The 22,959-nt window shown below is 53.6% G+C and carries 18 protein-coding genes; 5 read left to right on the forward strand and 13 right to left on the reverse strand.

What is annotated here, in order from left to right:
* The gene (gene gspE, locus AADB16_RS11485) at nucleotides 1-1,509 is read right to left on the reverse strand and encodes a type II secretion system ATPase GspE (RefSeq protein ID WP_410803399.1); all 1,509 of its coding nucleotides are present in this window, start codon (nucleotides 1,507-1,509) and stop codon (nucleotides 1-3) included.
* A 256-nt stretch (nucleotides 1,510-1,765) separates the two neighbouring features.
* On the opposite strand from gspE, the gene AADB16_RS11490 reads away from it, so the two are divergent.
* The 4 genes from AADB16_RS11490 to AADB16_RS11505 all read left to right on the forward strand — a co-directional run bounded on the left by AADB16_RS11490 (nucleotide 1,766) and on the right by AADB16_RS11505 (nucleotide 7,347).
* The gene (locus AADB16_RS11490; RefSeq protein ID WP_410803401.1) at nucleotides 1,766-2,419 is read left to right on the forward strand and encodes a type II secretion system protein N; all 654 of its coding nucleotides are present in this window, start codon (nucleotides 1,766-1,768) and stop codon (nucleotides 2,417-2,419) included.
* A gap of 110 nt (nucleotides 2,420-2,529) precedes the next feature.
* The gene (locus AADB16_RS11495) at nucleotides 2,530-4,146 is read left to right on the forward strand and encodes an FAD-binding oxidoreductase (RefSeq protein ID WP_410803403.1); all 1,617 of its coding nucleotides are present in this window, start codon (nucleotides 2,530-2,532) and stop codon (nucleotides 4,144-4,146) included.
* 14 nt (nucleotides 4,147-4,160) lie between these two features.
* Nucleotides 4,161-5,798 carry a glycerol-3-phosphate dehydrogenase/oxidase gene (locus AADB16_RS11500; protein WP_410803405.1) on the forward strand — a complete coding sequence of 546 codons (1,638 nt, stop codon included), beginning with the start codon at nucleotides 4,161-4,163 and terminating at the stop codon, nucleotides 5,796-5,798.
* Nucleotides 5,788-7,347: an FGGY-family carbohydrate kinase gene (locus AADB16_RS11505; protein ID WP_410803407.1), complete on the forward strand. Its 1,560-nt coding sequence runs from the start codon at nucleotides 5,788-5,790 to the stop codon at nucleotides 7,345-7,347. The genes AADB16_RS11500 and AADB16_RS11505 overlap by 11 nt, the downstream gene beginning before the upstream one ends.
* Nucleotides 7,348-7,400: 53 nt before the next feature.
* Here AADB16_RS11505 and AADB16_RS11510 read toward each other — a convergent pair whose 3' ends face one another.
* Complete coding sequence (locus AADB16_RS11510; RefSeq protein WP_410803409.1) at nucleotides 7,401-8,960, reverse strand: DUF4139 domain-containing protein; 1,560 nt, start codon at nucleotides 8,958-8,960, stop codon at nucleotides 7,401-7,403.
* A gap of 282 nt (nucleotides 8,961-9,242) precedes the next feature.
* Here AADB16_RS11510 and AADB16_RS11515 point away from each other — a divergent pair, with 282 nt between their 5' ends.
* Complete coding sequence (locus tag AADB16_RS11515) at nucleotides 9,243-10,865, forward strand: M28 family metallopeptidase (protein ID WP_410803411.1); 1,623 nt, start codon at nucleotides 9,243-9,245, stop codon at nucleotides 10,863-10,865.
* 236 nt (nucleotides 10,866-11,101) lie between these two features.
* Here the strand turns inward: AADB16_RS11515 and AADB16_RS11520 are convergent, their stop codons facing one another.
* The 11 genes from AADB16_RS11520 to pqqB form a co-directional block, all read right to left on the reverse strand.
* On the reverse strand, nucleotides 11,102-11,914 hold the full coding sequence (locus AADB16_RS11520) for a thioesterase family protein (RefSeq protein WP_410803413.1): 813 nt from the start codon (nucleotides 11,912-11,914) through the stop codon (nucleotides 11,102-11,104).
* A 45-nt stretch (nucleotides 11,915-11,959) separates the two neighbouring features.
* The gene (locus AADB16_RS11525) at nucleotides 11,960-12,853 is read right to left on the reverse strand and encodes a DMT family transporter (RefSeq protein ID WP_410803415.1); all 894 of its coding nucleotides are present in this window, start codon (nucleotides 12,851-12,853) and stop codon (nucleotides 11,960-11,962) included.
* A gap of 59 nt (nucleotides 12,854-12,912) precedes the next feature.
* A complete protein-coding gene (locus tag AADB16_RS11530) occupies nucleotides 12,913-13,515 on the reverse strand; it encodes an outer membrane beta-barrel protein (RefSeq protein ID WP_309044473.1) in 603 nt (200 codons plus the stop codon).
* A gap of 90 nt (nucleotides 13,516-13,605) precedes the next feature.
* Nucleotides 13,606-14,685 (reverse strand): hypothetical protein, encoded by a 1,080-nt coding sequence (locus AADB16_RS11535; protein WP_410803417.1) that lies wholly within the window; start codon nucleotides 14,683-14,685, stop codon nucleotides 13,606-13,608.
* A gap of 339 nt (nucleotides 14,686-15,024) precedes the next feature.
* On the reverse strand, nucleotides 15,025-16,782 hold the full coding sequence (locus AADB16_RS11540; RefSeq protein ID WP_410803419.1) for a NahK/ErcS family hybrid sensor histidine kinase/response regulator: 1,758 nt from the start codon (nucleotides 16,780-16,782) through the stop codon (nucleotides 15,025-15,027).
* Nucleotides 16,766-17,929 (reverse strand): alcohol dehydrogenase-like regulatory protein ErcA, encoded by a 1,164-nt coding sequence (gene ercA / locus AADB16_RS11545; RefSeq protein WP_309044470.1) that lies wholly within the window; start codon nucleotides 17,927-17,929, stop codon nucleotides 16,766-16,768. The genes AADB16_RS11540 and ercA overlap by 17 nt, the downstream gene beginning before the upstream one ends.
* A 52-nt stretch (nucleotides 17,930-17,981) precedes the next feature.
* Nucleotides 17,982-19,862: an alpha/beta hydrolase family protein gene (locus AADB16_RS11550; protein ID WP_410803421.1), complete on the reverse strand. Its 1,881-nt coding sequence runs from the start codon at nucleotides 19,860-19,862 to the stop codon at nucleotides 17,982-17,984.
* Between the two features lie 6 nt (nucleotides 19,863-19,868).
* A complete protein-coding gene (gene pqqE / locus AADB16_RS11555; protein WP_410803646.1) occupies nucleotides 19,869-21,023 on the reverse strand; it encodes a pyrroloquinoline quinone biosynthesis protein PqqE in 1,155 nt (384 codons plus the stop codon).
* Nucleotides 21,023-21,298 carry a pyrroloquinoline quinone biosynthesis peptide chaperone PqqD gene (gene pqqD / locus AADB16_RS11560; RefSeq protein WP_410803423.1) on the reverse strand — a complete coding sequence of 92 codons (276 nt, stop codon included), beginning with the start codon at nucleotides 21,296-21,298 and terminating at the stop codon, nucleotides 21,023-21,025. Before pqqD ends, pqqE begins: the two co-directional genes overlap by 1 nt.
* On the reverse strand, nucleotides 21,298-22,029 hold the full coding sequence (gene pqqC / locus AADB16_RS11565) for a pyrroloquinoline-quinone synthase PqqC (RefSeq protein WP_410803425.1): 732 nt from the start codon (nucleotides 22,027-22,029) through the stop codon (nucleotides 21,298-21,300). The genes pqqD and pqqC overlap by 1 nt, the downstream gene beginning before the upstream one ends.
* Nucleotides 22,026-22,955 (reverse strand): pyrroloquinoline quinone biosynthesis protein PqqB, encoded by a 930-nt coding sequence (gene pqqB / locus AADB16_RS11570; protein ID WP_410803427.1) that lies wholly within the window; start codon nucleotides 22,953-22,955, stop codon nucleotides 22,026-22,028. Before pqqB ends, pqqC begins: the two co-directional genes overlap by 4 nt.
* Nucleotides 22,956-22,959 lie beyond the last annotated feature (4 nt).

The following is a 22,959-nucleotide window of genomic DNA, read 5'->3' on the forward strand; positions in this document are numbered from 1 at the left end:
TTACTGGCCCCGGTGCGTTACACGGAGCACCTCTTCCACCGTGGTCACTCCCTCAAGTATCTTCCGGACACCATCTGAGTGGATACTCGGCCCTTTAATGCGGGCCACACGCTCCAGATCCAACTCACCTGCACGCTTGTGAATCAAAGCGCTGATCTCCTCGGTTACTTCTACCACTTCATATATACCAATCCGCCCGCGGTAACCCAAGTGGTTACACTCGTCACATCCCTTCGCCCGGTATATGGTTGGCGGCTTCAAAAAATCCTGCTGCAGAAAGACACAATGTTCTTCGGTTGGTGTGTAAGCTTCGCGACACTCTTTACACAAGACTCTTACCAGGCGCTGAGCGACAATTCCAACCAGGCTCGATGAAATCAGGAACGGCTCAATACCCATATCCATCAGGCGGGTAATGGCGCCCACCGCAGTATTCGTGTGCAGAGTAGACAATACAAGGTGGCCTGTGAGACTGGCCTGAACGGCAATTTCAGCGGTTTCAAGATCCCGTATTTCACCAATCATCACCACGTCAGGATCCTGACGCAGGATTGCACGCAAGCCCCGCGCAAAGGTCATCTCAACCTTCGGGTTGACCTGGGTTTGGCCTATGCCTGGAAGGTTGTACTCAATGGGGTCTTCGACCGTCAGGATATTGCGGCTACGGTCGTTTATTTCCTGCAATGAGGCATACAGGGTTGTCGATTTACCGGAGCCCGTCGGCCCTGTAACAAGCAATATGCCATATGGCCGGTGAATCAGCTTACGCAGGATTTTCAAATCGTCCGGGGCCATGCCCAGGGACTCAAGGTGTATGGCGCCTGCCTGCTTATCCAGCAGTCGCAACACAACCCGCTCACCACTGGATGAGGGCATCGTGGATACCCGAATATCCACTTCACGGCCCGCTACCCTTAGAGCAATTCGACCGTCTTGAGGTACACGCTTTTCCGCGATATCCAGCTTTGCCATAACTTTGATCCGGGAGACCAGCAAGGGTGCCAGCGCCCGTTTTGGTTGGACAACCTCCCGCAATACGCCATCTACACGAAACCGCACAACCAGGCGTTTTTCATAGGTTTCAATGTGCACATCCGAGGCGCTGGTTTTTACGGCTTCCGTCAGAATGGCGTTAATCAGACGAATAATCGGTGCGTCGTCTTCTTGCTCCAGAAGGTCTTCCGTTTCTGGAACCGAATCAGCAAGTGACGCCAAATCCATATCATCGCCAATCCCCTCTACCATTTGCATGGCTTCAGCAGAGTCGTTCTGATAGGCGGCGTTCAATGCATGATCAAAATGATTCGGATCGATAGTAGTGAACCGGGCGCGCCCGCCGCTGATGCGGTTCGCTTCTGCCAATGCTGAGTGAGGAGCACCAGGCCTGACCAGAATAACCGGGTTACCCTCTTCTGAACGAGTCAGAATCACGCCGTTGCGCTTGGCAAAGGTGAAAGGCAGACGACCCAGCGGAGCATCCTGCGGCTGAAGTTCGGTTTCTGTGGTCAAGGTTGTCCTCGTTGCTATCAGGCATTCAGGGTTTTGTGAGCATGCGCACACTCTGAAACCCTTTCTGTTTTATAGGATTAGAGAAGGCTACCACAGGATATAGGCCTGCTGAATAACCCTGTACACTATACTCCCAATAAAAGACGGTATTCTGATAACCTGTGGTACTTTCGTTATTTTCACAGCAGTGTTTATTAGCCAGTCTTTTCATGATCAACGATTTTGGCAGCTTGCGAACGTGCCTTCAGGACAATCAATGCTCTCTATAGATCCAAAGGTTCCCATCGCTCTGGCTATCGTCGCAGGATTGGCCATGTTCGGCGCTACTGCATGGCAGGGGTATGGTTTCTGGCAAACGCAAAGCCACCAACCGTCTCAGGACACGTCTGCTGCATCACAACCACTGCCAGAGAAGCGCGAGACGCCCAAGCTGCCGCTTGCCTCTTTGGAAATTTTTGGTACAGCCCAGGTCGGCGAAGCCTCAATTGAGGAAAACACAGAGGATTTACCAGAAACCAACCTCAGGATTTTTCTCCGCGGCGTACTGGCAGCCGACGGCGAGTTCCCCGGTAGCGCACTGATAGAAGACGACAAAAGCAAAACAGAGGTCTTTCTGGTAGGCGATGAACTGCCCGGCAATGCCAAGCTTCGCTCTGTACATCCGAACCGTGTGGTTCTTGATCGCGGCGGAAAGCTGGAAAACCTGTATTTTCCGGAACCGGATGATCGTTCAGGCATAACCTTCTCTGCCGGCGTAGATGACCTCGAGCAATCTGAGCCACCAAGCCGAACACCGAACATCACCAGTCAGCCTACTTCTGCAACACCCCCGGCAAATGACCAGCCTCGCCGTGAAGAAATCCGCAAACGCCTTGAGCAGCTCCGGGAACGCCTCCGCACTAACGGCTAGTGTTAACTCATGTCGGCAAATGACACAACCAATGTCGCTATGGGACAGTGTGCGCGCTGGATAAATCGATAGAATGAACGTCATTCAATTGATAACCGGAGTGTATGTTGATGCGACGTTGGAACGGTTGGGGCGATGAGCAATTCAATCTGGAGCTTCCCGCACAGGGTCAGGGCTTTCTTTCGGAGCGCATAGGGGCGAGCAAACCTCTTAGCGAAGCCACCCTGGAATCTGTCTGCGCCAAGGTTCCGGGCTCACGGCTGCCGGCTGACACCACCGTTGATTCTCTGATCGACACTACCCCTGAAATTCGAGTGCGCTATTCCCGCGGCCAAAGCCTTGATGACTGGCTAGCCATGCGCAGTGGCGATTTCAAGGTTTTCCCCGATGGCGTTGCCCGCCCTGAAAGCAGTCTCGACGTACAGAAGCTGCTCGAGTATGCACAAGCCAACAAAGTCGACGTTATCCCCTACGGTGGTGGTACGAGCGTTGCCGGACACATCAACCCGTTGGCTGGCGACAAGCCTGTACTCACGGTAGACATGGGCGGCATGAACCGCCTCATGGATCTTGATCGCGAAAGCCAGATTGCAACCTTTGGCGCCGGCACTCCGGGCCCCCTGGTCGAATCCCAACTGCGTGTTCACGGCTACACTCTTGGTCACTTTCCTCAGTCGTTTGAACTTTCAACTGTAGGCGGTTGGGTGGCCACCCGCTCAAGCGGCCAGCAATCTCTCCGTTACGGCCGAATCGAACAACTATTTGCTGGTGCCAGAGTTGAAACGCTAAAAGGCACACTGGACATCCCCACCATACCGGCCTCGAGCGCTGGTCCTGACATTCGCGAGATGATTCTTGGCTCTGAGGGCCGGATTGGGCTGATCACCGAAGTGAAGGTTCGTGTGAGCCGTCTGGCGGAGAAGGAAAGCTTTCACGTTGTGTTCTTTCCAGATTGGGATAAAGCGCGCACCGCGTGCCGAAAACTGGTTCAAAATCGCATTCAGCTGTCCATGCTGCGCCTTAGCAACGCCATCGAAACCGAAACCCAACTGGCATTGGCCGGGCACCCACACCTTATTGGCATGTTAGAAAAGGTACTTTCCCTAAAGGGCTCCGCTGAAGGCAAATGCATGATGACCTTCGGACTGACCGGCAGCAAACATCAGTGCGCCAGCGCCAAGCAGGAAGCAAAGCGCATCTGCTCTGAGTACAAAGGTGTTTACACCGGCACCCGGCTTGGTAAGAAATGGGCCGAAAAGCGTTTCACCATGCCCTACCTCCGCGAGGCTCTATGGCAGCTTGGCTATGCCGTAGACACCCTTGAAACCGCCACCGACTGGGATAACGTAGACAACCTGCTCTGCCTGATGGAAAACAACCTTCGCACCAGTTTGCAGACCCGCGAAGAAAGCAAAAACGAACAGGCTCATGTATTCACTCACCTGTCGCACTTTTATGGTCAAGGATGCAGCATTTACACAACCTATGTGTTCCGGGTTGCAGACAGCTACGATGAAACTCTGGCCCGTTGGAAACATCTGAAAAACACCACGTCTGATTTGATCGTGCGCAATCGCGGCACCATCAGCCATCAACACGGGGTTGGCAAAGACCACGCGCCCTTCCTGCCGATTGAAAAAGGCGAGCTTGGAATGCTGGCAATTCGGTCACTGTGCAACACCTTCGACCCCGAAGGTATGCTCAACCCGAAAACCTTGATCGAATGAGCGGAGCGCCCCCGATGAACCGTCGAGACGCCTTGCTAAGCAAACTTAAGAGTAGCCCCCAAGCCTTTGATGTTGTTGTGATTGGGGGCGGTATAACAGGCGCTGGCATAGCACGGGAAGCTGCCGGCAGTGGGCTGAAAACCCTGTTGGTTGAGCAAAAAGATTTTGCCTGGGGGACCTCCAGCCGCTCCTCGAAAATGGTTCACGGTGGCCTGCGGTATCTTGGCAGCGGCCAATACGGCCTGACTCGCGATGCGGTAACCGAGCGCCAGCGGTTGATGACAGAAGCGCCGGGATTGATAGACCCGCTGCGCTTTATCATGCCCCACTTTCAGCGCCAGTTTCCCGGGCCCCGGCTGTTTCAGATTCTGCTCCGCGTTTACGATTGGATAGCCCGCTCCAAATCCCGTCAGTTGCTGACACCGGGCGAAACCATGCAATGGGTACCCGGCCTGAATATGCAAAAGCTGACCGGCGCCAGCGGCTTTACCGACGCAGTCACAGACGACGCCAGGCTTGTACAGCGAGTGATTTCAGAAGCCCGCCAGGACGGCGCCTGGTGCCTCAACTACGTTAAGGCCGTGCGGGTACTTCGCGCCGATGGAAAAGTCAGCGGGCTCGAACTGCAAGCAGAAGACGATGCAAATACCTTCACTGTTGATACGTCTTTAGTTATTAATGCCACCGGTGTTTGGGCTGATCGACTGCAGCAACCGGACAACGGCGAACAGCCGATGACGATTCGGCCCCTTCGCGGCAGCCATTTAGTACTCCCCTGGAGCACCCTACCCGTTTCCTGCACTGTTTCCCTGCTCCATCCGGATGACAAACGCCCTGTTTTTGCCTTCCCGTGGGCGGGCACTACCGTGCTCGGAACCACAGATCTCGACCACAAACAAAGCTTGGATAACGAACCGCGCATTGCAGCGAACGAAGTCGACTATCTGTTACGCATTTCAAACAGGCTTTTCCCGGGTGCGGCTGTCTCCGCAAATGACGTGCTCTCCACTTGGGCAGGCGTCAGGCCCGTGGTTACAGACACGCCTAAGGTGGCTGGCGCAAATGGGCCATCGAAAGCCCCTTCCAAAGAAAGTCGCGAGCACGAGTTCCGCGAAGATAAAGGCTTAATCAGTATCGCCGGCGGCAAGCTCACTACCTTTCGCCTCATAGCAAGAGAAGCTCTTACCAGAGGCTTGGGTAGCGGCGAACCATTGCGCGCAGAGAAAAGCCCGGTATTCAGGCCATCACTTGCACCGCCAAAGCCAGACAGCATTAGCCATCAGAATTGGCAGCGCCTTACCGGCTTTTACGGCGCGGATCTGGCCTCTGTGCTTCAGTGCGGCCCGCTTACGCCTGTTGGCAACAATAGTGGTTCTGCCTCAGTCCCGGGTGATCTGCTCTGGGCCGAGGTTACATGGGCGTGTTCGCAGGAAGACGTAAAACACCTGGATGATCTTATGCTGCGCCGCACCCGGCTTGGGCTGATCGTTCCCGAAGGTGGCAAGGCACTGCTACCCGCCCTGAAGCTACATTGCCAAAGCGCTCTTAACTGGGATGACGACCAGTGGCATGCCGAAGAAGCGAGATATCTTGCGCTTTGGGGTGAAGCCTACTCCCTTCCAGAGCGCTCGGAGCAAAAGCATGCAGTCTGACCCGTTAATTCTGGCCATTGATAACGGCACTCAAAGCGTTCGCGCACTGCTCTTCGACACCAAGGGCAACCTGATTGCCAAGGGCCGGCAAGAGATAGAGCCATACTTCTCCGAACAGCCTGGTTGGGCAGAGCAGCACCCTGAGTATTTCTGGGAAAGCCTGGGCAAAGCCTGCGTTGAGCTTTGGTCATCCACCGACGTATCCCCAGACAGAATTGTTGGGATTTCTGTCACCACACAGCGTGGCACGGTGATTAACCTGGATGAGCATGGCAAACCGCTACGCCCGGCGATTATCTGGTTGGATCAGCGCCATGCCAGGGTTGATGGTCCGATTAAAGGCCTCTGGGGATGGGTCTTTAAACTGGCGCGACTTGAAGACACAGTCAAACGCTTCCGCGAAAACACGCAGGCTAACTGGATATCCCAGAATCAGCCGGAAGTCTGGAAAAAAACCCGGCACTTTCTGCTGTTGTCCGGTTACTTGAACTACCGCTTAACCGGCGAGTTTCGGGATTCTACTGGCAGCCAAGTGGGCTACCTGCCATTTGATTACAAAAAACACCAATGGGCTTCCAAGCGGGACTTTAAATGGGGCACCATGCCCGTTAAAAGATCCATGCTGCCAGACCTCGTAAGTCCCGGCGCTACCCTGGGCCATCTCACTTCAGAGGCAGCCGCCCACTTGGGTCTCCGGGAAGGCTTACCGGTGATTGCTGCGGCTTCCGATAAAGCGTGTGAAATTCTTGGCTCCGGTGGCCTGACTCCCGACGTTGGCTGCATGAGCTACGGCACAACGGCCACCATCAATGCGACAAATAAGAGGTATGTGGAGCCGGTTAAACTGATGCCGCCCTATCCTTCTGCACGGCCTGGCCACTACTCCACAGAAGTCATGATATATCGTGGCTTCTGGATGGTGAGCTGGTTCAAACGGGAATTCGGTTTGCGGGAAAGGGAAATTGCTGAAAAGCGCGGCATAGAACCTGAAGAACTGTTTGATGAGCTGGTTCAATCCGTACCTGCGGGTTCCATGGGATTGATGTTGCAGCCCTATTGGTCGCCTGGCGTCCGCCAGCCTGGGCCAGAAGCCAAAGGCTCTATTATCGGTTTTGGTGACGTACACACCCGCTCTCATATCTACAGGGCAATTCTGGAAGGCTTGGCATACGCGCTGAGGGAAGGCAAAGAGAAAATCGAAAAGCGCAGTGGCATCAAGATAACCAAGCTTCGAGTAGCGGGCGGCGGCTCCCAGAGTGACGCCGCCATGCAGCTAACGGCAGACGTATTCGGCCTACCTGCCGAGCGCCCTCACACCTATGAAACCTCAGGGTTGGGAGCGGCCATAGATGCAGCCGTTGGGCTTGGTTTACACCCGGATTTTGAAACTGCAGTTGCTGCCATGACCCGAGTTGGGGATGTGTTTCACCCCAACCCTGAAGCACGCGATCTCTACGAAAGGCTATATTCCGAGGTGTACCTGCGCATGTACCCGCAATTGCAGCCGTTGTATCAGAAGATTCGGGATATTACCGGTTACCCGAAGTAGATTTGATCCAGTATTCCAAGGGCGCGCTTGCACGCACCCTTGGAATTCAGAGTTTAGATCCGTGGCAGTTCGGTTCCCTCAGGTACACGAATCTCAAATCCGGATTTTACATTAACCGTCCCACCCGCTGGCACCTCACGATCCCATGCCAAAACACCTTTTTTATCCTCAACATCCCGCTGCACCGGCTCGCTTATTTCAAGGGGCTTAACGGTCAGAATGTCTTTTTGGGATACGGGCATCCGATCAAAAACACGGACTTTTACTGCCTTCGAGTGATGATTGGTAATCTCAAAACGATTTTGCCGACGCTGAACGTTTTCGCTCTTCCACACACCCTCTTCACCTGTGCGCTCAAGCTCATTCACCACCGCCACACGAATACCTTCATCCACACCGAACCCCAGGGTTAGTTCCTCGCCGTCAGTCAGTTCAGGTAGATGGCCTTCTCCTACGCTCTGACCATCCCGGTATAGAGTGACTCGCCCAGCTGGTATGGGAGCCTCGGACGTGAATATGCCGGTAGCGTGCAGGTAACCGGTTGGGTTCATAACCGGTGCAGTCCAGGTAGCAACGTCTGCAGGAATACGGTGTTCGGCGACGGTCAGGCGCTGACCAGAATTGCCACTGGGAATAGCTACCGGCTGGGGCAGGCGATAACTCTGGGTGAAGGTACTTTGGCGTTCCACAATAGCCGGGCTACCCATTACCATCTCAGCCTGCATATCAGCTGAGCGCGCTAAGGACTTCGTACTATATACCTCCGGTGGCTCTGGGCTGACAACCCAGGAATACAGTGGCGGCATCGCAGTTCCCCTGCGGGCATTGGCCGTGGCAAGGTTCAGCTCTACTCCTTCCCAATCGATGCCTGTTGATTGCTGCACTACTGCAAGATGTTCAAGGGCTACTTCGCCCCCCGCCTTCCCTTCCAGCTCGGATGTCAGGCGTGCACTGTATTCGCTGCGCCAGCTGGCCTCCGACGTTTGAAACTTCAGCTTTACCTGGAGCTCGCCAACCACGGGTGCTTGATAGTGCACACGCACCTTCTTGGTGGCCTTGGCGCCTTGTTTAATTTGTGCAAGATCCCGCATCAAACGATCTCTCAAAGCAATATCGCCGGTCATTTCCGACCGGATAGTCCGGATCTCTGTCAGTGCTTTCTGGGTTGTATCCTTCAGCGCAGCGGCCATGTCGTTCAATTCTGAAGCCTTCAACTCATGGGGCAGTTCTGCGGCTTTGCTGGCAAGGGTTACCTGTTGGTTCCAGGCTTTAATCAAATCCTCCTGGGCTTGAATTCGCGCGCTCACAACAGCCAGCTCATCCTGAAGCCTGCGGGTTTCTCCGGCCACAAACTCTGCCTGCTCCACCCTGCTGATCTGCACCTGCTGGATCTGCGCTCCAGTAATCCCTTCAAGCACTACCTGAAGGCTCTGATCCTGCAAACTGACCGGTAAGCCACCGACTTCAACAATGCCCACGCCAGCATTTACCTGATCGCTCTCCAGCCAGGTAAGTTCGGCGTGGGATGGATACAAAGTGGCCGCCGTGATGTCTGCCTGTGCACTTAGCGGCGTAAACGCAACGGCGACTGCAAGTAAGCTATGTTTTTTCATTAGAAGCCCTTCGAGGTAGCGTCTGGTCTATGTGGAAACCTTAACTGTGCTCACTAACGCACAGGATAAACACTCTTTTATCAGCGACATGTTTATCAAACAACGATGTTTTTTGTAATGTTTCTCATCTGGCGAGACACAATAGTCCGAACTAGGCTTATGGCTGGCATCGAAGGAAGCAGTAATGCCCAGGAGCCTGTTTGTTCACAACTCAGGCGCCCTGTCCTGATAGCCCGGTACCACCGGGCCAAACAAAAAACCTCCCGGGATTGGAGAACTCAAATGAACATCTACACTGTTAGCCGCACCCTGGCGATAGGATCTGTTTTATTTGCGACAACTGCTTTAGCCGGCCCAAGCAACAAATCCAACGCCGACCTATATAATGCTTTTTGGAGCCCAGGCCACCTGAGTCCCTTCGAGTGCCGATTTGGCATTCTCAACAGTACGCCACTCGGCCTGCCTCGTTGTATGCAAGCCAGCAACATTCAGTATCATCTGGATATGCTCTATGGCATCGCTCAAGCCAACGATGGTAACCGCGCCGCCGGGCTGCCCGGATACAAGGCGTCGGTTGATTACATCAAAACCACACTGGAGAGCGCTGGGTACGAAGTCGAAATCCAACCCTTCCCATTCAACGCATACTACTCCGCCGGGGATGGAGTTTTACAAGCCACTGCACCCACTCCGGTGAATTATGTGTGGGACGAAGATTTCACCTACCTATCACAAACTGAACCCGGTGATGTATCAGGCACTGCGGTTCCTGTCGATGTTCAGCTCGGCCCCGACAACACATCAACAAGCGGCTGCGAAGCGGAGGATTTTACCGACTTTCCGGCGGGCTCGATTGCTGTTATCCAGCGTGGCGCCTGTGCTTTTGGACAGAAAGCCACTAATGCCGCCAATGCCGGTGCCCTTGGCGTGGTTATTTTTAACCAGGGCAATACCGACGACCGCAAAGGCTTGCTGAATGCCACTCTCGGCGACGATTACGCTGGAGGCATTCCCGTTGTATTTACAACCTACGATATAGGCGCAAGCTGGGCGGACCAACCAGGTTTGGCGTTACGAGTCGTCGCTAACGTGGTCAGAGAGCAAACAGAGACCTTCAACGTAATAACCCAAACTCGCCGCGGCAGTGCGGACAACGTAATAATGACCGGCGCGCACCTCGACTCCGTGTTTGAAGGCGCCGGTATAAACGACAACGGATCTGGCAGTGCGGCTTTACTCGAGCTGGCCCTGCAAATGAAGCGAGCTCACCCCCGCAACCAGGTTCGCTTCGCCTGGTGGGGTGCTGAAGAAGCCGGCCTCGTGGGGTCAACGTTTTACGTAAACAACCTGACTCAGGAAGAGCAGGATAAAATCAAGGTGTATCTGAACTACGACATGATTGGTTCGCCCAACTTCGGGAATTTTATCTACGATGGCGATGGCTCTGATTTTGAGCTTGCCGGTCCTGCAGGATCCGCTGCCACTGAGGCGCTTTTTGAAAGGTACTTCAATCTGCGGGGCATAGCATCAGAGGGTACTGAGATCAGCTTTCGTTCCGATTACGCTCAGTTCTTTGAGGTCGGCATAGCCTTTGGAGGACTGTTTACGGGTGCTGAGGGAATAAAAACCGAAGAACAGGCGGCCAAGTTTGGCGGCGAAGCAGGCATCTCATACGATCCTTGCTACCACGCAGCCTGTGACGACATCACCAACGTTGACGAATTGGCACTGGAGATCCATGGTGACGCAGCAGCGTTCGTTACCAGCTGGCTGTCACTTTCAACACGGGTGATTGACAGGGAAATTGCGCAAGCCGAAAACGCGCAACCTGCAGCAAACGCACGCTCACTGCAGGTGGAACAAAAGCACGACATTACCCATTGGGGTGATAAGTGGATCAAGTAGTGATTCCAGTATAAAAACCCAAAGGAAGGGCCGCTTGCAAGATTGGCCCTTCCTATTACACCCACTCGCAATTCAGTCTAGGGTGCATCGTGCTTGCTGGCGTTTTCGTTTCGAGCAATTTCCTGCGCCCGACTATCACCAACTCCGCATCCCGTTCCTCGATGAGAAAGCACACTTCAGACTCATGCAGGGGTAATCTGGAAAACACGTGCATGCCATACAAGTTGGCTTACCCACTAGCCCTCAGCCCCTGGCATTCTCATGGGAAGGATAGTCTGCATGACTTTGCCCACCGGTCCCTGGCGATCGAACAACGTCGTTTCAACCAAGCCGACTGCTGTTTCTTGCATACGGCTGCGAGCATCCAGACCCAACCACTCACCCACAGGCATACGATGAAGATAAAGGGTTGCGTCGGCATTGATGCATCCCACACCACCACCCAAGCTCAGTTGGCCTACACCGTTACCAAAATCGCAAAGCGTTGCGGCCATAACACCAGGACTGGTTTCGACACCCTCCACAACGGGTAACGGCAGTTTCATCCATGCAATACCCTGCCCCTTAGCGTGAACACCATCAATGAGCACGGCTTTTGCTTTGCTGTGCAGCCCCACTGGGCTGTATTGATTTGTCCAACCTGCTGCCTCCGAAATGTTTACGTCAACAGGCCCTGTGGGAGGTTCGTACTCTGCAGGCGAAAAGCGACCGTATTCCGGAACGACGGCCTCACTGTGCGCCAGAAAAAGCGCACTTGCGCGCGCGACCTTTATATCGCCAGCCAGTAACGATGCCTCAAGTATTTGAAGTCGCGAGCCGCCGCGCACCAATCGAGTGGTCACCGCCAGGGGCGCATCCGGCGCAGGCCTTAACAGATCCACTGTAAGCCTCGCCAGGTTCAAACTGGCATTATCCGACGCATGTTCCATGGCATGCGCCATCAAACCCACCACAGGCCCACCATGCAGGTGCTGCGGGCTCCATGGGCCTCGGCTCGAAGGCGTTGGGATATATAAATCTCCTTCACGCCGAAACAGCGCCTCAATCATGATAGGTCCTTGTTGTTGTCAAAATAAGATGAGCGATAATACCTTTCAGCGCGCCTCCACCCTCAACTCAGATAGAGAGAAGCGAGAGGCTCTTTGCGACACCACTGCCTGTGCCACGCCCGAGACGATAATTAACGCGCAGCCAGACATCTGCAGCGGGTTCAGGCTCTGGCCAAACAGCACCCACCCGAGTGCAACAACAGTAATTGGCTCCAGATAGGCCAAGGTGCCATAAGTCGCCGTTGGGAGTGCTCGCAAGGCAACAACCGCTAACATAATGGCCAGGAACCCCGGAACAACACCTGCTGTAACCAACCACCCCCACTGCGCGCCAACAATACTGTCACCTTGCTGCAGCATAAAAGGCAGTATGCACAGAGCTCCGACCAGCATTTGGTAGCCGCTGCGTGTCAGTACATGCACCCGCTCGGGAATCAGCCGGTTTGTCACAATAAACGCGGCATAACAAAGCATGGCACACAGTGCGTAAAACAGGCCAACCGCCTCTTCCTTTCGCCCCGAGAGACTGAAGTTAAACTCCATCATCATCGCGAAGCCAAACAATGCCACCCCAATCAATGCTGTGCTGGAACCGGTTAGCCGCTCGCCCATAAAAAAGTGCGCAGTAATAGACGCGGTTACAGGTGCCAGGTAGAGCAACATCACAGCGTTGGCCATGCTCGTATAGCCCAGCGCTACAATATAAAAAACCACAAACCCTGCCAGAAACCCGCCCGTCACCAGAACCTGAATGCCGGGCCAACTAAGCATTTTATCTTTCTGGCCAGTAACCAGAAGAAAGCCTCCCATCAAGACTGCACCGATAAACAGACGGTAAAATGTAACCGTTTCGGCACTGACATCGGCGTAGATGGAAATCGCCCCGATGGTGCCCATAGAAACGGCAGCCAGAATGGCTGCCAATATGTGTGAGTTCATTTGCTCAGGATCCCGCATTCATAATTTCAATCTTTTGTGGGAGCCAGTTGCCCCAACCATCAGAACCGGAATTCGGGTCCGATGCTGAAGACATTGATATCGGTCTGCCCTAGTTCATCTTCATCGCCGACATTAACCAGGTAGTCCCAGTCAGCCCGCAAACGAAGAGTGTCAGAGACCTCGTAGCTAACTCCCAATCCGGTTCTGAAGGCGACGCCGCTATCACTGTCGCTCTCTGACACCGTCATGAACCCATTACTGGCTGCTGCCTCATAGTTAAGGCGCCAGAACAGCAATCCGGCCTTTGTGAACAGTTTGAACGGGCCTTTTTCTGGCAAGCCAACCTGCAAAGTGGTATCCACAAAATGGCCGCTCACAGCTACCGCAACGCCCACTCCACCAAACACACCCGACGCCTCAACATCATCTGCATAGCGGTAGCCAAATTCAAGGTTCGCAAATCCATTTAGCTCTGTGCCTCCATAAATTCGAAGTGTAGGCGCACTGTCATCACATTTGGTTTCAGACCCATCACAAAAATCCTCTACGGTGGCCTGTCCCAGAGAGATACCTATATAGGCCGGACGAGCATCGGCGGCGAGTGCTGATGTATGTGCCGTAATAGCTAGTGCCAGCACCAATGCTGGTTTAACTAATTTCATTGAGGTGTTCCTTTAAGTAATAAATTTCCATAGCCGGCTTGGCGGCCAATCAGACAAGGATAATTGTTACAGGCTAACAGGTAGGCAGCTTCAATTGCTTAAAGAAACAATATTGCTTGATTCAACTCGATAATCCAAGGGTTTAGTCGGCATCATCACACTTTCGATTTTACCGCGCTGATTTTCGGGGATCAGGTACAGTTCTGGCAGAACCACGGAATTAAATACCTGCGCACACAACGGTTTAACCCGTGCGAACCTGCCTTCGACTAATTCATGCTCGCTCTCCAGCGCCCCGACAGAGCACTGAACAGAAACGGCCCTGTCCTTGTAAAAAAAAGCGTATTGCCGCATCTGCTGAAACATCACCACACCCGCTCGTTCCGCAAGCAGGCCAAAATCTACAAAGTAGCCGGGCAAATCCTCTATGGACACCATTCCGTAGTCATAGAGAACGCCATCTTCCGGAACCAGCGCATCAACCTCACCTGGTTGCAGCATTCCAGCAACATCAGACCGGCTAATATGCGCACCACCCATTTCACGAACATGAAGGATGACCAGCTCCATGCCAGTCCCTGCCTCACTCTGCCATTTGCGAACAATGTGCGGGCGATTAGCTTTCTTTTCCTGCCATGATTTTGGCAGCTCAATGCGAAGGACTACACCACGAAACTTGCCGGTGCCGTCAGTTTGGTAGGTTTGCCGAAAACCGTTTGCATATTCACTTACAGGATTCTCTGAAAACCGGACTGCAAGAAGATATTCAAGAGTCGGGCTATAGATATCACCCTTTGCCCTGTTGCGTACTTCCTCCAGAAAGTTCTCGGCAAGAATCCGGTTAATCTCCTCACCCTGGGCCATATCCATTAACTGATTTTCGAGTTTGGCCCTGAATGCTTTAAACACTTCCTCGCCTAAAAACTCGACCAGTTTCGGTTCCAGATTTACGTGAATATCACCAAACGCTCTCTGAAACTCAAGTTTGGCCAGCAAAGCCTCTCGGGCAAGGTCAGGATAATCATCGGCAATTCGTTGCAACGTGAGGTTTTGCCCAAACACAAACCCATAGGCTTCACCAAGGCCTGAGGCGTTCCTGGAGCTTGGCTCGATAGCCTTGATCGGGGATGCACAAACCATCAACCCTATCAGCAGGAATAAACCTCTCACAGGAAACCCTCTACAAATGCACAAACACTCACTCAGTAGTGAATCGTATGCAACAACACTGCTGACTTCCCTAAAACGTCCTATCAAACGACCGGTAAACCCTTACAGAGCCCCTAAGACCGGTGATTTGCTATGCGTTCTAGCCCGGTTGTTAATGTAGCTCTAATTTCTTCTCGCAACCATGGCGGTTCCAGAATATCGCAATGAATGGCCCGTACTGCCAACTCAGTTGTTGTAATCGATTTTGGGATACCGGGGCACCATTCCGAGCATCGCGAGATAGCGCACGGCTGTACTGGACACTATAGAACTCTTTGTCTGACGGGGAAGGCTGTTGTATCAAACCGATGCGATCAAACTCGAGATTAATGCTCGCAACCGATTAGGCTTCACGGGCTTATTCAGAATAGGCAGGTTTTGGGAACGCATTTGCTGGCGTGTTTCAACGCTGTGATCGGCGGTTATTAAAGCTGCGGGTATCTGGTGCCCCAGCATCTTTCGAATAGCATGGATTGCATCGGAGCCTACGAGGCCATAGTCCAGATGATAGTCAGCCAAAATCGCCACGGGTTGCTCATTTGTCTGTTCAAGATATGCAATTGCAGCCTCGCCGCTGGGTGCGGTGATAACAGAACAATCCCAGCGCTCGAGTAGAAGTTTCATACTCTCGAGCACCGAAAGGTCATTATCGATAACCAGTATTTTTGCTCCCGCAAACCCTTTGGCGAAGATCTGTGCTGTATTAATTCCCGGTTTCGGCACTGTCGGCTCACTGTTCTTCTCCATAGGAAGTGTTAGCGCAAATCGAGAACCTCGCCCCGGGCGAGACACCACATCCATTTTGCATTGGAGCACTCGAACCATCCGATCCACTATGGCCAGCCCAAGCCCTGCGCCCTGCCGGCCACCGGTACCCTGCGGCAAAAGCTGATGAAATTCAGTGAAAATTTCTTCGAGCTTACTTTCGTCAATCCCCACTCCGGTATCCCAAACCTCAATCCGCAGGGCATTCGGTCTCGATCTCAGTGCGAGTAATATCCGGCCTTGCGGGGTATACCGAAAGGCGTTGCTGAGCAGGTTTCTTATGACTCTGGTCAGCATTCTCTGATCGGTTTTAACCATGGCTGGTATCGTACGAATGCGGAAATCCAGCTCAGCATTCGCTGCAATTGCTTCGAACTCTTCCCCCAACCCTTCAACCAGGGCTGCTACATCCGTCATAACCCAGTCAGGCACCATGGCTTGCTGATCGAGTTTTGATATGTCCAGCAGGTCTGCCAGCAAGTCTTCCGCGCCTTCTAAGGCGCGGTGAACCTGTTGAACCATTCGACTTTCTTCGGAAGGCAACTGGCTTTCCTGTAGCGCTGAGATCATAAGGCGGGCAGCATTCAACGGCTGTAGCAAATCATGACTGGCCGCGGCCAGATACTTGTCTTTGCTACGGTTCGCATCCTGGGCAGCCTTTACCGCAACCACCAGTCCGCGCTCCGCCTTTTCCCGCTCCTCAATTTGATAGTGCAAGCCATCATTGGCCTGCTGCAGGGCTGCCGTGCGCTCATCCACTCTGCGTTCAAGGTCTGCATTCAACTGCACAAGTTTTTCGCGGGACTGTACTCGCTCACTGATGTCGGCAACAAAGGCTTCAACTACTTCCGGCCCCAAGTCAGGCCGCCTAAGCAAGGTAATTGCCACATGCACCGGGGTTGAATCTGCTCGCCGTAACCGGGTTTCCCGCGCACTCAGGCTGCCGTGGTCAAGCAACTCCTGCCGGAGGGTGTCGAACTCACTGGCGCTGCAGAAAAGCTGTTCCCTGAGGCGTATTACTCGCTGCTGCAGATCCTCCGGGTTTTCGTAACCACAAATCTTTGCCATCGCCGGATTACAGGCCAGGAACCCTGCCCGCAAGTTGCCTTGAAACACACCGTGCAAGGCGTTTTCAAATAACCACTTATACCGGTTTCGCTCCTGTTCAAGTTCTTCAATGCGATCCTGAAGCGCGGGGTAATAGTTCTTTCTTACGGATTGGCTGCCAAACCCCAGCAACTCCCCAATACCGTATCCGCCAGCTTGCGGTTGCTCGTCAGAGGGCTTCTTCATAAACAACCTGAACATCTCTCAACGATGACTTGCGGGGGTTGGTTAGTATGCAAGGGTCCTGTAGAGCAAATCCGGAAAGCTGTGGTATGTCAGATACGCTGACACCGAAATCAGCCAGGCTTTCATGCAGACCAACTTTGCGTTTGAGCTGGATAATGCGATTCATCAGCTGTTTCTGGATTTCCGGTTTGCCCATTCCTCGTGTATCAATATCCATGGCCTCGGCGACACGTTTGAATCTGTCTTCCGCAGATCGATAGTTGTAGGCCACCACGTGTTCAAGCAGCAGCGCATTGCAAAGACCGTGGGGCAAATCGAGAAAGCCGCCCAGGCTGTGAGACATGGCATGAACGGCGCCGAGTATCGCGTTGGAAAAAGCCAACCCTGCCTGCATAGATGCCAGCATAATCTGCTCACGCAGGAACGGATCTGCTGTGTTCTCAACCAAGGGCTCAAGGTTGCGGTTAATCAACCGGATAGCTTCCAATGCATGGGAGTCTGTAAGAGGGCCGCTACCCGTTGAGACAAATGCTTCAATCGCATGAACCAGTGCGTCCACACCTGTGCAGGCTGTCAGGTAGCCGTTCATGGTCTCAGTGACTTCCGGGTCAATCAATGACACGTCCGGCACCACGGCTTTGCTGATTATCGAAAATTTGAAGCGGCGGTTAGGGTCAGAAATGATGGCAAACTGAGATACATCAGCAGATGTGCCGGCAGTCGTCGGAATAAGGATTAGCGGCGGAGGCGGGTTAGAAATGGTGTCTACGCCCTCAAAATCGAGAATATGCCCACCGTTGCTGGCAATAATCCCGATTCCCTTGGCGCAATCCATAGGGCTGCCGCCGCCGATGGCAACGATGACATCACAGTCAGAAGATTTATAAAGCTCGGCACCGGCCATCACCTCGTCTACTCGAGGGTTGGCAGACACCCCGGTGAATACCGTTGTTCGCAAGCCTGCATCCGTTAATAAGGTGACAATTTCACCCACCCAGCCAACGCCCGCGACACCAGGATCTGAAACAAGAAATACGTGCTTTGCCCCAAGATTGCTCGCAAAGTTCGCAACAGACTTGCGTGCCCCTGCGCCGAACACAATTTCAGGCGAAACGAATTTTCTCAGAACAGATATGTCGTGACTCATAGGGCTCGCTCAACATTATGTTTTTTCTTATTGAAGTGAACGAGAGTCTAACTCATGTTAACCAAGGGTTCACCGGATCCTGGCTATGCTTGAGGTAAAACGTATGCAGAGCCTCAAGCATTCTTACCTGGCTCTTTTCCTGAATAAATCCGTGGCCTTCTGTCTCAAACCAGTGCAACTCTGGTGACTGCCCATTTCCTCTCATGGCTTCAACCATGTTTCTGGTCTGCTCGGGGACAACCACCTTGTCCAAGCCTCCCTGAAAAAAGATAACCGGTGTGTTTATTGCTGTCGCCCGTAATCTTGGCGTTCGGTCTTTCCAGCGCTGCCCATGCCGGCCAGGATCGCCCAATAACCAGTCCAAGTACCCCGACTCGAATCGATGGGTCGCTTGCCGAAGCTGTAGCGGGTCGGTAACGCCATAAAGGCTAGCCCCTGCGGCGTAACGGTCGCTTTCTGAAAGGGCCATGAGCGCCGTATAGCCTCCTGAACTGCGCCCCTGGATAAACACTTTGTCTTTGTCGGCCATGCCAGCGGCAACGAGCCTGGCAGCCGCGCGGGACATATCATCGACATCGGCTTCTCCCCAGCAACCCGCCAACGAAAGCCTGAAATCTCGACCGAACCCCGTGCTACCCCGATAATTCACTTCCGCAACGGCAAAGCCGCGATGGCACCAAAACTGAATCTGCGGGTTGAAAACCGGGTAAGCCGCCGATGTTGGGCCTCCATGTGCTATCAAAATAAGTGGAGGCGCTTTGGCTGTATCACTTGTCGGTGGGTAGTAAAAACCCTGAGGAAACTGGGCGCTCCCATTAAGACCTGAAACCTCAAAGCTGCGTGGCAGGGAAACCGCATAGCCAGGAAGCGCCTTCTCGCCTCCGGCCAGAACCGAAACACACCCGGTAACCGGGTCTATTCTCAGTACTGCATCAAGATGCGAGGCAGATTTTGCAATGGCATACAAATAGCCTTGTGCGGTGCACAGTGAGCGGAAATCGCTGTAGGCCTCCGCTACCCTGATACACCCATGGTTACTACCTGAGAGCCAGAGTTCGCCTGTACCATTTCGATAGCACACACGAGCCCAGTGTGCGCCCGGCAGTGCACAGTGGTGAGACTCACTCAATTGCCATGGCGCGTTTGCATGATCCAGTTGCAGTGTTTCGCCCGCGGATGACCAACCTCCCCCACCCTGAGAGTAATCAACCTGCCAGGGTTGCCACCAGCCCTCGTGGTCAGATATCACCCAAAGGGACTGCCCCATAAAAACAGGCTGTTGGATAGAAGCCTCATGGGAGGCATCGTGGACCTGGCAATTGTCCAGGCGCCCGTCGCTTCCGATATCCGCAGTCCACAGTCTGGTTCTTACCCAAGGCATATCAGGTAACTGCCAACTGACCCAGGCAATGTTGCGGCCATCATCCGAGAGCGCTGGCGCACTGTAAAAATCTTCGCCACAGTGCAGAATCTCACGCTCACCGGTTAGTGTTACTGCAACCAGCGCTTGTTGGCTGGTGCTCACCCCAGAGTCAATATCTTTCCATTCCCGGACAGCAAGAACCCGGTTTCCTTTCCGATCAACGGTAAGTCCTCCATAAGCCGCCCTATCATCGGTCAGTGTGTAACACTGTCCGTCGCTGGTACGGATAAAATGGAGGGTCTGGTCTTCACTCACCACAAAAACGCCTGCAGATGAAGCCGCAATGGCACCTCCACCATAGCCGTTCACCCGGCTGCGGATGCCGAGGTCGCCATTATAAAGTTGAGGCGTGGCATTGCTCTGATGGCTCATATGCCATAACCGATTGATGCCTGTGTGAGGCTCATTCTGCAGCCAGAAGATCCCGATTTCACAAGCCACCAGATTGGTGCGGTGCGTGAGGCTTCTGCATACCTCACTGGCGGCTGGAGGGGGCACATTGTTAGCCACTTTTTGTCAGCTCTTGAAAAACAGTCTGGAGTTGTCTGAGTTGCGGTAAACCAAATCCGCTATACCAACCGCTGAATGGTCGGCGGCTTTGCGCGCTGCCAGAATACGGTCATGGTAAGAAGACTTACTGCAAACCGGGTCGGCGTTATCTGCGTTGCCCGTTAGCAGGTAGGCCTGACAGCGACATCCGCCAAAATCTTTTTCCTTTTCATCGCAGGATCGGCAAGGCTCCGGCATCCATGCATCACCACGGTAGTGATTGAAACCGGGGCTGTCATACCAGACCGATTTCAGGGCTGTGTCCTTTACGTTCGGAAAATCAATCGGTAATAGCCGTGCACTGTGGCAGGGTAACGCCGTGCCATCCGGGGCCACTGTCAGAAAAAGGCTTCCCCAGCCATTCATGCAGGCCTTCGGGCGTTCCTCGTAGTAATCCGGCGTTACGAAAATCAACTTCATGGCAGAACCCGATGCTTCAAGCTCTGCACGGTAATCGTTTACTTCATGCTCGGCTTTTACCAGCTGGGCTTTGGATGGCATTAGCCCTTCACGGTTTTCAAGCGCCCAACCGTAATACTGACAGGTCGCCAACTCTACAAAATCTGCATCCAGGCCCTGGCACAGCGCCATGATGTCTTTCATTTGATGAATGTTGTGGCGATGAATGACAAAGTTCAGCACCATGGGGTATCCCGCCTGCTTGATCGCAGTCGCCATTTTCAACTTCTGGTCAAAGGCTTTGCGTGAGCCCGCTATGGCGTTATTCAGTTCCGGGTCTGATGCCTGAAAGCTCACCTGTATATGATCCAGACCTGCCTGGGCAAACGCGTTCACGTTGGCTTCTGTGAGGCCAAGGCCAGAGGTGATGAGGTTGGTGTAATAGCCCAACGATCGAGCCTCTCCAATCAGCTCTTCCAGATCTGTGCGCACCAAGGGTTCACCACCAGAAAAGCCCAGCTGCGCTGCGCCCATTTCACGCCCCTGCCGCAATACCTGAACCCATTCCTCAGTGGTAAGTTCCTTTTCTGTCTGTGCGAAATCAAGTGGGTTCGAGCAGTATGGGCATTGCAGAGGGCAGCGATACGTAAGTTCAGCCAGCAACCACAAGGGCGGACCAACATTCAGATGAGCATTGTGCTTCTTAGCAGGGTTAGGCGACATCATGAGACCTCCAACCAATGCTGATTACAGGCATGCTCCAGAAACTGGCAGACATCGTTTGACAGCGCACCTGCTTCCGGGAACGTTTGTTCCAGCGCAGTAACGATATCTGTCACGGTGCGCTTTCCATCTACTTCTCCAAGGATGGCTCCGGCACTTTCGTTCAGCTTCACCATGCCTTCAGGATAAAGAAGCACGTGGCACTGTTGCGCAGGCTCCCATTGGAACCTGAACCCGCGCCGAAGGCGAAGTACGTTATCTGTGGAAATATCCATTACAGCCCCCTGTGCCAGATTTGCTTATCCGTTACGGTATGAAACGGTGGCGTGTTATGGCTATAGGCCATGGTGAGAGCGTCGAGCATGGTCCAGAGGATATCCAGTTTGAACTGAAGAATATCCAGTGCCCTTGCCTGCTGGTCTGGCAATGTAAAGTGATCCAGGGTAATGCACAGCCCGTGTTCAACATCACGCCGCGCCTCAGACAGGCGCTTGCGGAAGTAGCTGTAGCCACCCTCATCTATCCAGGGGTAGTGCTGCGGCCAGCTATCAAGCCGGGACTGGTGGATTTCCGGCGCAAACAGTTCGGTCAGGGAGGAGCACGCCGCCTCCTGCCAGGTCGCCCGCCTGGCAAAGTTAAGGTAGGCATCCACTGAAAACCTGACTCCCGGTAACACGTGCCGCTGGTCAATCACCTCTTCCCGGCTCAGCCCAACGGCCTCCGCCAGGCATAACCAGGCTTCAATACCACCACAATCTCCGTCGTGGCCATCGTGATCGAGAATCCGCTGCAACCATTGCTGACGAACGCCTGCATCCGGGCAGTTGGCCATAATGGCCGCATCTTTTCTCGGAATCATTATCTGGTAGTAGTATCGGTTGGCGACCCAACCCCGAATCTGTTCAGGTGTGCACTGCCCGCTGTACATGGCCTTATGATAGGGGTGGTGAATATGATAAAACCTACCTTTATCCCGCAGCGACCATTCGAAAGCTACTCTGTTCATGGCGCACCCTCCCACTCAATCTCCATACCATCCCACGCCACTTCGATGCCGTGACTCCTTAGCTCTGCACGCTCTGGGGAATCCTCATCCAGAATGGGATTGGTATTATTTATGTGGATCAGAATCTTGCGTTTGGCTGGCATGGTATCGAGAACCTCTATCATGCCACCGGGGCCACTCTGGGCCAGGTGTCCCATATCCTGACCTGTTTTGGTGCCCACTGCCTGGCGAATCATTTCATCGTCGTGCCACACAGTTCCATCAACCATGAGCAAGTCAGCTTTTCGCATCCACGACAGGATTCGGGAATCCATACGCCCCAAACCCGGCGCGTACAAAAAGCTCTCCCCGGTACGTGTGTCCTCAATAAAAATGCCGATATTGTCGCCGGGATGAGGGTTACCCCTGCGCGGGGAATAGGGTGGCGCGTTGCTTAACAAAGGAATGGCAGTCAGGTTTAATGAGGGCGCACAGGGGATAGTGAACACAGAAGATTCGTTAGCGGGCACTTCACGCCAGTTCATCCCGCCGTTCCAGTGTTCCAACATTGGGAAAAGCGGAAACCCGGTGCTCAAATCCCCTTTAACCTGAGCGGTGCACCATACATCCAATGGAAGCCCTTCTCTCAAGGTCAGCAGCCCCGTAGTGTGGTCAACCTGGCTATCGATCAGCACAATGGCGTTGATGCCGGTATCCCGGAGTGTTCGAGCCGGTTGCGAGGCATCCCAAGAGCCCAATTGCGCACGAATATCAGGTGATGCATTGAACAGAATCCATCGTTCACCATCTTCGCTGACTGCAATGGATGACTGGGTTCTTGCAGTGGCATTAAGGGTGCCTTTGCGGAACCCGTGGCAGTTAGCACAGTTGCAATTCCACTGCGGGAATCCCCCTCCAGCGGCTGAACCAAGAACGTGAATATACATAAGC

The organism is Marinobacter sp. KMM 10035 (assembly GCF_046537445.1).
In the GTDB taxonomy this organism is placed as follows: Bacteria; Pseudomonadota; Gammaproteobacteria; order Pseudomonadales; family Oleiphilaceae; genus Marinobacter; species Marinobacter sediminicola.